At 62.1% G+C, this 15,721-nt stretch carries 12 protein-coding genes and 1 pseudogene; 7 read left to right on the top strand and 6 right to left on the bottom strand.

Features of this window, described 5'->3' with window-relative positions:
* The first annotated feature begins 134 nt into the window (after positions 1–134).
* Positions 135–1,336, top strand: a protein-coding gene (locus ACFMPD_RS13690) for an IS3 family transposase (protein WP_380995370.1) whose coding sequence is annotated in 2 segments (ribosomal slippage) — positions 135–393 and positions 393–1,336 — 1,203 coding nt in all. Because the reading frame shifts where the segments join, the coding sequence is not laid out codon by codon here.
* A gap of 7 nt (positions 1,337–1,343) precedes the next feature.
* Here the strand turns inward: ACFMPD_RS13690 and ACFMPD_RS13685 are convergent.
* Positions 1,344–2,080: pseudogene (locus ACFMPD_RS13685) on the bottom strand (transposase); the annotation flags it as partial.
* A gap of 209 nt (positions 2,081–2,289) precedes the next feature.
* Between ACFMPD_RS13685 and ACFMPD_RS13680 the strand changes: the two are divergent.
* The 5 genes from ACFMPD_RS13680 to ACFMPD_RS13660 all read left to right on the top strand — a co-directional run bounded on the left by ACFMPD_RS13680 (position 2,290) and on the right by ACFMPD_RS13660 (position 7,740).
* On the top strand, positions 2,290–3,096 hold the full coding sequence (locus ACFMPD_RS13680; RefSeq protein ID WP_380995368.1) for an IclR family transcriptional regulator: 807 nt from the start codon (positions 2,290–2,292) through the stop codon (positions 3,094–3,096).
* A gap of 43 nt (positions 3,097–3,139) precedes the next feature.
* On the top strand, positions 3,140–4,450 hold the full coding sequence (gene mtoX / locus ACFMPD_RS13675; protein WP_380995366.1) for a methanethiol oxidase: 1,311 nt from the start codon (positions 3,140–3,142) through the stop codon (positions 4,448–4,450).
* Positions 4,451–4,509: 59 nt separating this feature from the next.
* Positions 4,510–5,220, top strand: coding sequence for an SCO family protein (locus tag ACFMPD_RS13670; protein ID WP_380995363.1), 711 nt, complete (start codon positions 4,510–4,512; stop codon positions 5,218–5,220).
* Between the two features lie 3 nt (positions 5,221–5,223).
* On the top strand, positions 5,224–6,480 hold the full coding sequence (locus ACFMPD_RS13665) for a cytochrome-c peroxidase (RefSeq protein ID WP_380995360.1): 1,257 nt from the start codon (positions 5,224–5,226) through the stop codon (positions 6,478–6,480).
* 147 nt (positions 6,481–6,627) lie between these two features.
* The gene (locus ACFMPD_RS13660; RefSeq protein WP_380995357.1) at positions 6,628–7,740 is read left to right on the top strand and encodes an S-(hydroxymethyl)glutathione dehydrogenase/class III alcohol dehydrogenase; all 1,113 of its coding nucleotides are present in this window, start codon (positions 6,628–6,630) and stop codon (positions 7,738–7,740) included.
* 562 nt (positions 7,741–8,302) lie between these two features.
* Here ACFMPD_RS13660 and ACFMPD_RS13655 read toward each other — a convergent pair.
* The 5 genes from ACFMPD_RS13655 to ACFMPD_RS13635 form a co-directional block, all read right to left on the bottom strand.
* Positions 8,303–9,292, bottom strand: a complete 990-nt coding sequence (locus ACFMPD_RS13655; protein WP_380995355.1) for an NAD(P)H-quinone oxidoreductase — start codon at positions 9,290–9,292, stop codon at positions 8,303–8,305.
* 125 nt (positions 9,293–9,417) lie between these two features.
* Complete coding sequence (locus tag ACFMPD_RS13650; RefSeq protein ID WP_380995352.1) at positions 9,418–11,790, bottom strand: 1-deoxy-D-xylulose-5-phosphate synthase N-terminal domain-containing protein; 2,373 nt, start codon at positions 11,788–11,790, stop codon at positions 9,418–9,420.
* A 52-nt stretch (positions 11,791–11,842) separates the two neighbouring features.
* Positions 11,843–12,394, bottom strand: a complete 552-nt coding sequence (locus tag ACFMPD_RS13645; protein WP_380995350.1) for an OsmC family protein — start codon at positions 12,392–12,394, stop codon at positions 11,843–11,845.
* Positions 12,387–13,709 (bottom strand): trans-sulfuration enzyme family protein, encoded by a 1,323-nt coding sequence (locus ACFMPD_RS13640; protein WP_380995347.1) that lies wholly within the window; start codon positions 13,707–13,709, stop codon positions 12,387–12,389. Before ACFMPD_RS13640 ends, ACFMPD_RS13645 begins: the two co-directional genes overlap by 8 nt.
* Before the next feature lie 81 nt (positions 13,710–13,790).
* On the bottom strand, positions 13,791–14,993 hold the full coding sequence (locus tag ACFMPD_RS13635) for a methionine gamma-lyase (RefSeq protein ID WP_380995344.1): 1,203 nt from the start codon (positions 14,991–14,993) through the stop codon (positions 13,791–13,793).
* Between the two features lie 103 nt (positions 14,994–15,096).
* On the opposite strand from ACFMPD_RS13635, the gene ACFMPD_RS13630 reads away from it, so the two are divergent.
* A complete protein-coding gene (locus tag ACFMPD_RS13630; RefSeq protein WP_380995341.1) occupies positions 15,097–15,552 on the top strand; it encodes an Lrp/AsnC family transcriptional regulator in 456 nt (151 codons plus the stop codon).
* The last annotated feature ends 169 nt before the right edge of the window (positions 15,553–15,721 follow it).

Raw genomic sequence — 15,721 nt, 5'->3', positions numbered from 1 at the left:
CCGCGCCGCGCCATGACCGCCGTCAGTTCGCGGGTGACGCGCAGCCCCGAGAGAAACGTGTCCGCGCTGACCTGCCCCCCGCAAAATCCCTCACCATGAAGTAGAGTCTGCCCAACCTATGTAGGAGCAGACGAATGCGTAAGAGCCGTTTCACCGAGGCGCAAATCATCGGGATGATCAAAGAGCAGGAAGCCGGGATGCCGACGGCGGAGGTGTGCCGCCAGCACGGGCTGAGCCCGGCGACCTTTTACAAGCTGAAGTCCAAGTATGGCGGCATGGAGGTATCGGAGGCGGCGCGGCTGAAGGCGCTGGAAGATGAGAATGCCAAGCTGAAGCGGCTGCTGGCAGACACGATGCTCGACAATGTGGTTCTGAAAGACCTGCTGGGAAAAAGCTGACGGCACCGAAGGAGCGGCGAGAGGCAGCGCTCAATGCGATGCGGGATCATGGCATCTCGCAGCGCAGGGCCTGCCGGCTTGTCGGTGTCGACCCCAAGACGGTCCGGCGCGAACGCCCGCCCGACCATCCCGAGATCCGCCAGGAGATGAAAGAGATCGCCGGCAAACGCCGCCGGTTCGGCTACCGGAGGATCGGCGTGCTGCTTGAGCGCAAAGGCATGACCATGAACCACAAAAAACTGTACCGCCTCTACCGGGAAGAAGGCCTTGCGGTGAAGCGGCGGCGGGGCCGCAAACGCGCCCGGGGCTCGCGCACGCCGATGCCCGAAGCCACACGGCCGAACCAGCGCCCCCTCTCGGCAGATTGCTTCGCAATCGCCTGCCGGGCAATGGGGTCCCTGGACTTCCTGGCGGACAGCTTCGGCGCCTTGCGGAGGTTCCGCATCCTGGCCGTGAACGATGACTGCTGCCGGGAAAACCTGTGCCTGGCTGCGGACACCAGCATTTCAGGCGAGCGCGTTGCCCGGGAGCTGGACGCACTGGTCCGGATCTACGGAAAACCCGCTTGCATTGTCAGCGATAACGGGACGGAATTCACCAGCCGGGCAATCCTGAAATGGGCCAACAGGAACGGCGTGGATTGGCATTACATCGACCCAGGAAAACCGCAGCAGAATGCCTTCATCGAGTCATTCAACGGCAGTCTGCGGGACGAGCTTCTCAATGAAGAGCTATTCGATACCCTGGACGATGCCCGCCGCAAGCTGGCGCTGTGGCGCTACGATTACAACAACGTCAGGCCGCACTCTTCGCTGGGGAACAGAACGCCAAAGCAAGCGCGGCAGGCGCTTGAGCTATTTGAGGGCTCCGCGCCTGCCGCGCTTGCCAACCCCGAAACCGACGACTACCAAAATCAAACCCGCAGACTCTCGTCATGAGCGAGGGACCAGCGGGGGGCAGGTCCGCGACCAGCGCCAGGCATTCGCGACTGAAATCATCGACGATGGCCAGCACCCGGAACCTGCGCCCGTCGGTGCCGGCGTCCGAGACGAAATCCAGGCTGCAACGCTCGTCGGGCCGCTCCGGCACCAGCACCGGCCTTCTTGTCCCGAGGGCCCGCTTCCGGCCGCCGCGTTTCCTTACCTGCAGCTTCTCTTCGCGACAGAGCTGCCGCAGCTTCTTCTGGTTCACCTGCCAGCCCTGCCGCTCCAGCATGACGTGCACGCGGCGATAACCGAACCGGCGGCGCTCAGCCGCCACGGCCTTCATCGCCTTGCGCAGATCGGCATCGTCCGGGCGCACACTGCGATACCGCACGCTCGACCGGTCCACGCCAGGAACGGAACACGCCCGCCGCTGGCTCATCTGATGCGCTTTGCACAGATGCGCCACGGCTTCCCGCTTCGCGCCGGGCGGTACCACTTTCGCGCGGCGACATCCTTCAGCATCGCGTTGTCCAGCATCTGCTCGGCCAGCAGCTTCTTCAGCTTCGCATTCTCGTCCTCGAGCGCCTTCAGCCTGCGGGCACCCGACACTTCGAGGCCGCCGAACTTCGCTTTGCACTTGTAGAATGTCGCCGAGCTGATCCCATGCTCACGGCACATATCTGCCGTCGAAACACCGCTGTCCTGCTGCTTCAGAATCGCGATGATCGGCTCTTCGCTGAACCGCGATCTCTTCATTCTGTCCGCCTCCTTCGTTGGGACGGACTCTACCTCAAAATGGACGAGGAAACGGGTCGCAGGTCAATGGTAAGGGGCGCCCAAATTCTTGACGGTACGGGCACCGTACATCTGAGCACGTCACCGCTGCATTGGGAAGCATGGAATTTTACATTTCTCCGAATGAGAATCCCATACTATGGTAAAAAGGTTCGATAAGTGAGAAACACGTGCAGGAACGCCTGATCCAGTTGCTCGAAGCCATCGCCGGGGCGCCCGCGCCGGTCAGCGTGCGCGATCTGACCGGGATTACCGGTCTTCCGAAGGCGACGATCTATCGCAATGTCGCTTCGCTGGTAGAGTGCGGTTTTCTCGACGAGGTGGACGGCGGCAGCCGGTATATGTTGGGTATACGGTTCGTGCGGATCGCTCTGACGGGCAAATCGGACAGCCATGTGATACGCGCGGTTTCGGCCCTGATGCAGAGAACCGTGGAGGATCTGGGCGAAACGGCGTTCTTTGCACGCTACCGGGCAGGGCGGGTCGACATCGTGGCGGTGGAAACGCCCAGCGATCCAGCGATATCGTATATCCACCCGGGATTGGGGCCAAGGCCGGTTCACGCCTGTTCCTCAGCCAAGGCGATCGCCGCCTATATCAGCGACGACATGCGCGCGGAAATGCTGGACGCGCGCCCCATCCGTTTTAACCCCGAGACAATAACGGACCCGAACCTTCTGGAACGTGAACTGAACCAGGTGCGACGCGACGGTTATGCCATGTGCAGAGGCGAGATCGACGAGGGTGTGACCAGCGTGGCAGTACCGGTGCATGTCGAAAGGCTCGGCGCGGTATTCAGCATCGGGGTGGTGGGGCCATCGGCACGGGTCACTCAGAGCATTTCAAACCCCATACTGCCGGTGCTGACCGCACAGGCACTGCGCGCCTCGGCAGCGCTACAGCACTGTTCGGTGCTCGATGCCGCGCCCGATTTTCCCGAGGTCATGGTGCCCGCAGAAGGTGCGCCGCTGCCCTAGGTGCAAGCAGATGACCAACTAGGAAACTGACAAGGAGGATGTCATGAACAGAAGAGAGTTTGGAGGAATGGCCACGTCGGCGCTTGCGCTTGGGATGATTCCGTTCCGTGCGTCGGCGGATGAGACCTGCCAGTCCCCCTATATGCCGATGATTACCGGGCATGAAGAATACGTCTATATCTGGACGCTGGGCGTCGAGGGGATGGGGGATGAGCAGGACAAGCTGGTGACGGTGGACCTGCGGCCCGGATCGGAAACACGCGGACAGGTGATCAACTCCGTCTCGGTCGGCGGACGCAACGAGGCACACCACGGCGGCTTCAGTGCCGACCGGCGCTATTTCTGGGCCGGGGGTCTCGACACCAACCGTATCTTCATCTTCGATGTGCACACCGACCCGGGCAACCCGTCGCTGCACAAGACCATCGAAACGTTTGTAAGCGATTCCGGCGGCGTGGTCGGTCCGCATACCTTCTTTGCGCTGCCGGGCCGGATGATGATCACCGGGTTGAGCAATGACACTGATCACGGCGGTCGCACCGCATTGGTCGAATACAATGACGAAGGCGAATACGTCGCGACCTACTGGATGCCCACAACCGACGATATGCAGGGTGCGGTGGCCGTGGATGGAGCGGTTGCCGATGGCTATGGCTATGACATCCGCGCGCTGATCCGCAAGAACGTGATGCTTACATCCTCGTTCACCGGCTGGTCGAACTACATGATGGATTTCGGCCAGATGCTCCAGGATCAGGAGGCGATGAAGCGATTTGGCAACACCATCGTTCAGTGGGATCTTCACACGCGCCAGCCAAAGAAGGTTTTCAACGTACCGGGCGCGCCGCTGGAAATTCGCTTCCCCTGGGGTGCAAACGCCAACTATGCTTTCTCGACCACGGCCCTGACCTCCAAGCTGTGGCTGATCTATGAGGACGACGCCGGGGAGTGGCAGGCCAAGGCGGTCGCCGACATCGGCAACCCCGCGGATATTCCCCTGCCGGTGGACATTTCCATTGCCGCGGACGATCAGACCCTTTGGGTGAACAGCTTCATGGACGGGAAGACACGGCTCTTTGACGTGTCCGACCCCCATAACCCCACGCAAATCTACGAAAAACAGATTGCGGCCCAGGTGAACATGGTCAGCCAGAGCTGGGACGGTGAACGCGTCTATTTCACGTCGTCGCTGCTCGGCAACTGGGACAAGAAGGGTCAGGATGACGAGCAATACCTCAAGGCGTATAAATGGGACGGCAAGGAATTGATCGAGGACTTCGAGATCGATTTCTACGAGGCCCAGCTCGGTCGCGCGCATATCATGCGCTTTGGCAGCTCCGCTCTTTACAGCTGAGCCCTGTCGCCCGGGCCACTACGAATATGGTCCGGGCACATGTTTTCCGGAGGTTTGTCATGAAGATACTATCACTTTTGGCGACGCTCTTGCTGGCAACTTCGGGTGCCTGGGCGGTCATCGGCTCGAACGCCGAAGGAAAAGCCGCGATTGACCGGAACTTTTCATCCGCGTTTCCTGCCAGTGACGACTTCCAATTCGATCCCCCCGCCGCGGGCAGCTATGCGCTGAACAGAATCAAATCCGCTCCGGACGGAAGGGTTCTGGGCATCGACGGGCAGCAAAGAGCGCTGAACGACATTCTGTCCGGCAAGATTTCACTGGTCAGTTTCGTTTACCTGAATTGCGGTGAAACAAACGGCTGTCCCTTGGCCATGTCGACCCTGTTCGACCTCTACCATACGAGCGCAGCCGTGCCGCAACTGCGCGACGAGCTGCAGCTTCTCACAATCAGCTTCGATCCGGATCGCGATACGGTCGAGGCTATCGAGACCTTTGCATATCCGATCACGCATGATCAGGACCGGGCAAGCAAACTCGACTGGCGGGTGCTGACCACGCAAAACCTTGAACAGCTTGACCCGATCCTCAAGGGGTTCGGTCAGGTCGTCGAACGCTCGAATGATCAGGAGCAGATCAGCCACCTGCTGCGCATCTTTCTGGTGGATCGTGAGGGGGAAATCCGCAACATCTATGGGTTGGGCTTGATTGATCCGCGTCTGATCATGACCGATGTCGAGACGCTGTTGATCGAGGAGGGGCGTCTGTAGGTCATGTCGAAGGGATCCGCAGCAGATTGGCCCGCGAGTTCGGCCGCCGGTGCAATATTCGCGGTTGCCGTGATGATTGGCGTCGTGGCCCAGGGACAGGCCGCACAGGGTTCATTCGAACTGCCGATTGATCCGGCCACCTGCGCCGATCATGGTGATGACGACTGGGCCGCGCGGGCGCTTGCCCGCAGCCTGACACCGCAACTTGGCCTGCCGGCCATCGCTCACCCCGCCGACAATCCACCCACTGTCGAAAAGATCGAACTCGGGCGGGAGATATTTTTCGACCGGCGCCTGTCCATCAACGGAACCATGTCCTGCGCAATGTGCCATGTGCCGGAACAGGGCTTCACCGTGTGGGAACTGCAGGTGGCAGTCGGTGTCGAAGGGCGCAGCGCAAAGCGCAATGCCCCGACGGTCGTCAATTCCGGCTTTCTGGATACCTTGTTTCACGATGGCCGGGACCCGGCCTTGGAAACGCAGTTCATAGCACCATTGGTGGCGCGCAATGAAATGGCCAATCCGTCGGCAGGATGGGTCGTCGACTTTCTCAATCGCGATGAATTCTATCGCCAGAGATTTGACGCCGCCTTTGGTGCCGGCGCGTCCCTCGACCGGATCGGTCAGGCGCTGGCGGCCTATCAGCGCACGTTGGTGGCAGGAAATTCTGGATTTGATCGGTGGTATTATGGTGGCGAAAGCGATGCGCTGGATGCTGCGGCACAGCGAGGCTTTGCGCTGTTCGACGGCAAGGCGCAATGCTCGACATGCCATCTGTTGAACGAGACGAATGCGCTCTTCACCGATCAGGCGCTTCACGATACCGGGTTTGGCTTCATCCGGGAGCGGGACAGACAGAACCCGCCAGACACCGCGCGGGTTCAGTTGGCTCCGGGGGTTCTGGTGGACGTCGACTTCAGCCGGATTTCAGCGGTGAGCTTGCCGCGCGAAGCGGATCTGGGGCGATACGAAGTGACGGAAGACCCCGACGACAGGTGGAAGTTCCGCACGCCGACGTTACGAAACGTCGCCGCGACCCGGCCCTACATGCACGACGGTTCGATCGGCACGTTGCGTGGGGTTCTGGAGTTCTACAACGCCGGCGGTGCCGGTCATCCCGAGCAGAGCCCGCTGATCGTGCCGCTCGGTTTGTCCGGGGACGAAATGAACGACATAGAGTCATTCCTGAAGAGTTTGACATCACCGGACCTCGGTTGCCTCGCCTCTGAAGCGCGCAGCCATCCGCCTAAAAATCCTTAATAAAATGGAGACAAGAATGCGTACCAGAGCTGCTGTTGCCGTCGAAGCGGGAAAGCCTCTCGAGATCATGGAGGTGAACCTCGAGGGGCCAAAGCGGGGGGAGGTGCTGGTCGAGATCAAGGCCACGGGCCTTNAATGGAGACAAGAATGCGTACCAGAGCTGCTGTTGCCGTCGAAGCGGGAAAGCCTCTCGAGATCATGGAGGTGAACCTCGAGGGGCCAAAGCGGGGGGAGGTGCTGGTCGAGATCAAGGCCACGGGCCTTTGCCATACCGACGAGTTCACCCGTTCGGGCGACGACCCCGAGGGGATTTTTCCGGCGATCCTCGGTCACGAGGGCGCGGGCGTCGTGCTGGAGGTGGGCGAGGGCGTCACCACGCTCGAGCCGGGCGACCACGTGATCCCGCTCTACACGCCGGAATGCCGCGAATGCGAATACTGCCTCTCCGGCAAGACCAACCTTTGCCAGAAGATCCGGCTGACACAAGGCAGGGGGCTATTGCCCGACGGGACCACCCGGTTTTCGATGCTGGATGGCACGCCGATTCATCACTACATGGGCTGCTCGACCTTCGCCAATCACACCGTCGTGCCGGAAATCGCGCTGGCCAAGGTGCGCAAAGACGCGCCGTTTGACAAGATCTGCTACATCGGTTGCGGCGTGACCACGGGCATCGGCGCCGTGATCAACACCGCCAAGGTCGAGATCGGCGCGCGGGCCGTGGTGTTCGGGCTGGGCGGCATCGGGCTGAACGTGATCCAGGGGTTGCGGCTGGCCGGGGCCGATCAGATCGTCGGCGTCGATCTGAACGACGACAAGGAGGAGGTGGCGCGCTATTTCGGCATGACCGATTTCGTGAACCCCAGGAAGGTCGAGGGCAGCATCGTCGAGCACCTGGTCGAGTTGACAGAGGGCGGGGCGGACTATTCCTTTGACGCGACCGGCAACACCAAGGTGATGCGCGATGCGCTGGAATGTGCGCACAAGGGCTGGGGCGAGAGCATCATCATCGGCGTTGCCCCCGCGGGCGCCGAGATCTCGACACGGCCGTTCCAGCTGGTGACGGGCCGTGTCTGGCGCGGCACGGCCTTCGGCGGGGCAAAGGGGCGGACGGATGTGCCCAAAATCGTCGACTGGTATATGTCGGGCAAGATCGAGATCGACCCGATGATCACCCACAAGTTGACCCTGGATCAGATCAACGAGGGTTTCGAGCTGATGCACCGGGGCGAGTCGATCCGCGCTGTCGTCGAGTTCTGACGTCCTGCAGCGATTCGAGTTGCCGCATTCCGGGACGCGAAACCGGTATTTACTTTCGCTCGAAATGCTTGAAACGCCGGATGCCTTCCCCGGGCGGGGGAGGCATCCGCTGCCGCGCGCTGGTTCGGCACTCCGGGCCGCTGCGCGGGTAACTGGTATGGGTGAGCGGCATCGGCGTTTCGGATGTCACCCGTTTCAGCGCGATGTTCGAGCAGATGTCGCGGCCCTGAACTCTGCGAAGGCCGTCAGGGAAAGTCCGACCGACTGGCGTTCGAGCCCGGCGCGATAGGATTTGTTGAACCCCTCGCGTTCCAGACGCTTGACGCGCTTGAGGCAGAGGTCTTGCGCCCGCCCCACGACCTGTTGGCAGCCACAGGCCTGCTGAACTGTGAGATGGCCGTCTGGCCGTACTTTCGGAGCCTGTGCACGGTTTGATTCTCCAGGCCTGCATCACATGTGGCCCGGCTGATCGTGTTTGAGACTCCCCTTTGGGCTTCTGGCCTTGCCTGCCACGGTTTTCAGGAATGGGAATGCCGTCGGACAGAGAGGCGAGCCGGTCGGGTCAGGCGGTGGGCGACATCAGGATCTTGCCACGATGCGTCGCGGACTCCATCATCTCATGCGCCTGTGCCGCCTGTGCGAACGGGAACACTGTGTGGGTCTGGGCCGACAGTCGGCCATCGCCGAACAGGGGCCAGACATTGGCGCGCAGATCGGCGGCCACGGCGCTTTTGAACGCTTCCGGGCGCGAGCGCAGCGTCGAGCCGGTATAGACCAGCCGTTTCAGCATGACCGGCATCAGGTCGATCTGTACTTTGGATCCGGCGTTGAACGCCAGTTGCACGATACGCGCATCCGCGCTGGAGGCCTTGATGTTGCGCGCGACATAATCGCCGCCGATGATGTCCAGAATCAGGTTGGCGCCCCCGGCGGCGCGCACGACCTCGACAAAATCCTCGGTGTTGAAATCGATCGCCCGCTCGGCGCCCAGTCCCTCGGCATAACGACAATCCGCAGCGTTGGCGCAGGTGGTCAGAACCCGCAAGCCCAGCGCCCGGCCCAGCTGAATCGCGGTCGATCCGATGCCGCCCGCGCCGCCATGGACCAGCAACAGGCTGCCGGGGTGGATGTCCTGACCAAAGAACAGGTTGCTCCAGACGGTGAAATAGGTCTCACACAGGCCGGCGGCGTCGATCTCGCTGACCGGGGCTGGGATCGGCAGGCAATGTGCAGCCTGTACCGCGACATATTCGGCATAGCCGCCGCCATTGGTCAGCGCGCACAGCCTGTCCCCGACCGACCAGCCCGTAACGTCCTGACCCAGCGCCACGACCTCACCCGACACCTCAAGCCCCAGCAGGTCGGATGCGCCCTTTGGCGGCGGGTAATGGCCGCGGCGCTGCACCAGATCCGGGCCGTTGACGCCGGCCGCCGTGACCTTGATCAGAACCTCGTCCGCGGCGGGTACCGGCAGGGCGCGGCTGCCAGTCTGCAGTACTTCGGGCCCACCGGTCGCCTGCATTTCGATCGTCGTCATGGTTTCGGGCAGCATGTCCGGCCTCCTGCAGCGGGTGTCATCGGGCGGCTCGCAGGCCATTGACCCGCGAATTCCTAGGGCGCATCGCGGCCGATGGCAAGCGTCGGCACCCTGCCCGGGCGGGTCTGGCTGCGGTCGGGTCAGGCGCGGGCGGCGGTGAGCCGGGGTCCTGATGTCAGGCCCTGCACCTTGGCGACGATGGAATGCGCGTCGATGCCGTGGTGGCGATAGAGGTCGCCGATGGTGCCGGTCTGGCCGAAATGCTCGACCCCCAGCGGGATCGTCCGGTGTCCCTGCACCGCGCCGAGCCAGGCGAGCGTTGCGGGATGGCCGTCGATGACGGTGACGAGGCTGCAATGCGGTGGCAGATCACACAGCAGGTTTTCGATATGGCTTGCGGCGCCGGCATGGCCGCGCGCGCGGGCGCGCTGCGCCGCCGTCCAGCCGGCATTCAGCCGGTCGGCCGAGGTGACGGCCAGCACACCCACATCGCGCCGGCCCTCGCCGATCAACCCGGCGGCCCTGATCGCCTCGGGCGCGACGGCGCCCTGATAGGCGATGACCACATCGCAGTTCGGCCCCGGCTTGCGCAGCCAGTAGGCGCCGTCGATCGCCCCCTGACGAAAGGTGTCGTCGCCCCGCTTGCCAGGCTGTTCGATTGGGTTGGTCGTCAGCCGCAGATAGACCGAGCCGCCGGTCTCGTCACGCAGCCATGTGCGTTCGTCCGGGTCGCCCTCGCCATCGCGTTGCAGATAGTCAAAGGCCCATTCCATGAGCACCGCCAGCTCGTCGGCGAAAGCGGGCTCAAAACTGGCCAGCCCGTCCTGCGCCATGCCGGTCAGGGGCGTGCCGATGGACTGGTGCGCGCCGCCCTCGGGCGCCAGCGTGACGCCCGAAGGGGTGCCGACGATCATAAAGCGCGCATCCTGATAGCAGGCGTGGTTCAGCGCATCGAGGCCGCGATGCACGAAGGGGTCATAGACCGTGCCGATGGGAATGAGCCGCTTGCCGAACAGCGAATGCGACAGGCCCGCGGCTCCCAGCAGCAGAAAGAGGTTCATCTCGGCGATGCCCAGCTCGATATGCTGGCCGTACGGGGTGAATTCCCATTTCGCGGTCGAGGGGATCTTTTCGTTGATGAAGGTATCGGCCTGCTCGGTCCGCGCAAAAAGCTTGCGCCGGTTCACCCAGGGGCCAAGGTTGGTGGTGCCGGTCACATCGGGCGACATGGTGACGATGCGCGCGGCCAGTTCGCTGTCGCCCTTGGACAGATCGTCCAGCACCTTGCCAAAGGCCATCTGAGTCGAGATCTCGCGATCCGGGGAAAGCTCGATTGCCGGAACCTCCAGCACGTCATCACGATAGCGCCGGCGACCCCTGGCGAAGAAGGGCGCGCTGTCGAGAAAGGCCTGCAAGCCGGCGGGATCGGCGACGGTGGCGAATTTTTCCCATTCCTGCCCCTCGGCCACGCCCATGCGGCGCTGCCATTCGGCCATCTGGGTCTTGTTCATCAGCCCGCCGTGATTGTCCTTGTGGCCGGCGATGGGCGTGCCCCAGCCCTTGATCGTATAGGCCAGGAAACAGACCGGGCGGTCATGGTCGATGGCGTCAAAGGTCTCGGCCATGGTCTGCACGCAGTTGCCGCCGAGGTTTTCCATCAGCGCCGCCAGTTCGTCATCCGAGCGCGACGCGATCAGCGCCGAGACATCGCCCTGATCGCCCAGCGCTTCCATCAGCCGCGCGCGCCAGACCGCACCGCCCATATAGGTCAGCGCCGAGTAAAGCTGGTTGGGGCAGGTGTCGATCCAGTCGCGCAACTTGTCGCCGCCCGGCTCGGTGAAGGCCGCGCGCTGCAGGGCGCCGTATTTGACCTTGACCACATCCCAGCCGAAAGCGTCGAAGATCCGTTCGATCCGCCTGAACAGCCCCTCGCGCACCACACCGTCCAGCGACTGGCGGTTATAGTCGATGATCCACCAGGTGTTGCGCAGGTCGTTCTTCCAGCCCTCTTGCAGGGCCTCATAGATATTGCCCTCGTCCAGTTCGGCGTCCCCGACCAGCGCCACCATGCGGCCCGGCAGCAGATCCTGCCCCCAGGCCTTGGCCGAGATATAGTCCTGCACCAGCGAGGCGAACGAGGTGATCGCCACGCCCAGACCCACCGAGCCGGTCGAGAAATCCACGTCGTCGATATCCTTGGTGCGGCTGGGATAACTCTGCACCCCGTGAAAGCCGCGAAAGTTTTCCATCTTCTCGCGCGTCTGGTTGCCCATCAGATACTGGATCGCGTGGAAGATCGGGCTGGCATGGGGCTTGACCGCGACCCGGTCCTCGGGCCGCAGACTGTGAAAGTAAAGCGCCGTCATGATCGACACCATCGAGGCCGACGACGCCTGGTGCCCGCCGATCTTGATCCCGTCCACCTTGGGCCGAATGTGATTGGCATGGTGAATCATCCAGTGCGACAACCACAAAAGCCGCTGTTCGATGGTCCGAAGATGGGTCTGGGGCATGGCGAACCTCTTGTTTTTCAGGCGTCGGTCGGCCGCTTTCGGGCGGCGCGGCTCAGCTCTCGATGCGGGTGCTGACGATGGATCCGTTCAGATTGGCCGGGTTCAGGATCGTCTGGGCATTGGGACTGTGGGCCACGGATTTGCGGTGGAGTTCGGCGAATTCCTCTTCGCTGGCATCCCCTGTGGCGTGGATCGTATAGCGGATTTCCGGAAAACCCACCGTGGCGTTCGAGCCGATCCCGAGAAAGCCGCGCAGATCGAGCGTTCCGTCAAAGTCGATCCGCACCGATTCCAGCTGAATGCCCGCCGCGGTGGCGCCGGCGATGAAGCTGACCATCATGCACGACCCCAGGCCCGACAGCAGCAATTCCTGCGGGTTGGCACCGTGATTGTTGCCCATCAGCTGGCGCGGTTCGTCCGACTTCCAGGTGAACGAGCGGCTGACCTGATGCGGGCCGACCTTCATCGGCTTGGTCTCGGTGCGCGAGCGGGTGCCGCTTTCCCAGTTGATCTCGATCCCGTATTCCATCACCGCCTCTTCGGGCGTCTTCTGGACCTCGTTCACGAATTCGCTGAGCGCTGCGGTGGGGATGCTGTTACGCATATGCGGGTTCCTTCTTTGCGTAGATGGCGGCAAGGGCCTGTTCGAAATCGGCAATCAGATCGGCGGCATCCTCGATCCCGACCGATAGGCGGACGCAACCGGGATCGATGCCCGCATCGGCGCGCTGGCGCGAGGTGAAGGTCGCCTGTGAAGTGTTAAAGGGCAGGCTGATCAGGCTTTCCACCCCGCCAAGGCTCGTGGCCTGCTTGGGGATGCGCAGCGCGTTCACCAGCCGCAGCGCGGCTGCATCGCCCCCTTCGATGACGAAGGTGATGTTGCCGGTGCCGTTCTTCAGCAGACGGCGCGCGGTGGCATAATCGGGGTGGCTTTCGAGGAAGGGGTAGAAGACCTTTTGCACCCGCGGATGGGCCTCTAGGTATTTGGCCAGTGCCATCGCACTTTCCTCATGCGCGCGCATCCTGACCGCGAGGGTCTTCAGCCCGCGCTCCAGCAGGAAACAGGCATGCGGATCGAGCGAGCCGCCATAGTTCAGAAGGCGCGGCCAGATCATGTCGATCAGCTTGCGCGGGCCGGCCGCGACACCGGCGATCAGGTCGCTGTGGCCGTTGAGGTATTTCGAGGCGGAATGCACCACCACATCGACACCGTGTTCCAGCGTGCGCATCGCCACCGGCGGGGCGAAGGTCGCATCAATCACCAGGCGTATATTGCGCCGCCTGGCGATCTCGGCCAGGCGTGGAATGTCGATGACCTTCAGTAGCGGATTGGTGATCGCCTCGAAATACATCAGCTGGGTGTTGGGCCGGATGGCTGCCTCGATCGCGTCGAAATCATAGGAATCGACCATGGTGCAGGACATGCCCATGGTCGGGAATTCCTGATTGAATAGGTTGTAAGTGCCACCATAGAGGTCGCTGGAGGCCACAACGTGCGCGCCCTTGTCGACCAGCGCCAGAACCGTGCTGGTGATCGCCGCCATGCCCGAGCTGAACACGATCGCCGATTCCGCGCCTTCGAGCGCGGCAAGCTTTTCCTGCACCGCCCATTGCGAGGGGTTGCCATAGCGCGAATAGATAAAGCGGTCGCGGGCGAACCCCTCTTCGACCGACTGATACTGACCCTCGTTCAGCACGAAGGTCGAGGCCTGGTAGATCGGCGTGCCCACCGCACCGGTGCGCGGATCGTCATGGGTGCCGGCATGGATCGAAACGGTCGACATGCCGGTGCCGGGTGCGGCGTGATCGGCCAGAAGGGGCCCGGCCTTGCGCGGGCGGTCAAGGTTGTTGAGCCAGCCTTCCGACGTGTGACGGGGTGAAAGGCTGGTTGTGTCCCCTAGGATCTTCGTGTTCGACATGATTGCATCCACTCTTCTGTAGCTTTGGTGGACGCAGGGAGACGGAGAGACCCCTACGTCCGAAGACCACCCACAGGGCGGTCAGGCGGCCTTCAGGTCGTGCGTTTCGAGCGCTTGATACAGGTCGTCGAGGATGTCCTCCGCGTTTTCGAGGCCGACTGAGAGCCGGACGAGCCCCTCTGCGATGCCATGCTTCTCGCGTTCCTCCTGTGAATAGGTGGAATGGGTCATGCTGGCGGGGTGCTGGATGAGGCTTTCGGCATCGCCCAGGCTGACGGCGCGCTGGATCAGGTTGAGACGGTTCATCATCGCGATTCCGCCTGCCTTGCCGCCCCGGACCTCGAACGGAATCATTCCGCCGAACAGAGCCATCTGACGGGCGGCCAGTTCGTGTTGGGCAAAATTCTTCAGGCCGGGATAGCTTACAGACAGCACGGCCGGATGCCGCTCCAGCGCCTCCGCGACGATTTGCGCCGTCCGGCAATGCCGCTCGACCCGGAGTTCCAGCGTTTTGATCCCCCGAAGAAGCAGCATCGCGGTCATCGGCGACATCACCGCTCCGGTCATGTCCTTCAGTCCGACGAGGCGTATCTGGGTGATGTCCTCTTGGCCGCCGACCACAAGACCCGCGATGACATCGCCATGGCCGCTCAGATATTTTGTGGCCGAATGAACGACAATGTCCGCCCCGAACGACAGCGGGCGCGTAATCACAGGAGTCGCGTAGGTGTTGTCCACGACAACTTTGGCCCCGACGCCATGCGCAATTTCAGCGATTGCCGCAATGTCGATCAGCCGGTTGTTCGGGTTCGCCGGTGTCTCGAAATAGACGATCTTGGTCCTGTCGCTGATCGCGGCAGCCAGGTTCGCCGGATCGGTCAGATCGACCAGCACCACATCGACGCCAAAGCGCGGCAGACCATGCGTCATGAAAGAGAACGTGCAGCCATAAAGGGTCTTGTCGATGATGATCTGGTCGCCAGCGTTCAGAAACGTCCACAGCGTCGAGGTAATGGCACCCATGCCGGACGCCGTGCAGAGTCCTGCCGCGCCGCCTTCGAGGTTGGCGATTCTCTGTTCGAGATAGTCGAGCGTCGGATTGGAAATCCGAGTATAGAAGTGGCCCTCGGCCTCTCCCGCAAACATTGCCCCACCCGCTTCGGCAGTTTCGAATGTAAAGGTCGATGTCATGTAAATGGGAGGTGTCAGCGACCCCTGGTGGCTCTGAGCCGAATAGCCATGATGAATGGCGCGCGTCGAGAAGCCGTGTTCCTTGGAAATCATGTCATGTGTCTCCGTTGCTTTTCGGCATTATCAGCTATTGGAGACGGCATTTTATTGCTATTATTGCTATGATCTTCGGTCCGATTGAAAGGTTATGCTAAAAATGGATGAAACGGATCGCAAAATCGTCCGCGCGCTTCAACAACGCGGAAGGATGACGAATCTCGATCTGGCCGCGGAAATCAACCTTTCTCCCTCTCCCTGCCTGCGACGATTGCGTATTCTCGAACAGACCGGCGTGATCTCCGGTTATGCGGCCCAGGTGGATGCCGCCAAATACGGCCTGCCGGTCACTGTCTTTCTGCGCATCCGGTTGGAACGGCACAGCCAGGAGGTGGTTGCCGAGTTTGAACGGCGCATCCGGGCGCTGGACGAGGTGCAGGAATGCCACCTGCTGACCGGCCAGGCAGATTATCTGCTGCGGGTGCTGGTAAGCGATCTGGAAGGTTACGAACGTTTTGTGCGAACCCGGCTGCACCCCATCGGCGGAATAGCATCCATAGACACAAGTTTTGTGTACGGCGTCGTCAAGAAGACCCAGGTCTTCCCGCAGATTTGATGACTGTGACTGTAGCCTATGCCAGATGAACAGTTTGATGTCCGCGGGTGGCTGCTGGCCTGCGGCTTCGTTACCGGCAAAAGCCGCACGGACGACCTTGCCGGGCAGTGAATGGCCCCAGCGCACCGCATCCTCGTCCGCTCCACACGTGGCAAGCCGGTCGAGTGCG

The organism is Sedimentitalea sediminis (assembly GCF_042687825.1).
In the GTDB taxonomy this organism is placed as follows: Bacteria; Pseudomonadota; Alphaproteobacteria; order Rhodobacterales; family Rhodobacteraceae; genus Sedimentitalea.
The sequence above is the reverse complement of the archived record's forward strand: the minus strand, read 5'-3'. Positions and strand labels throughout refer to the sequence as shown.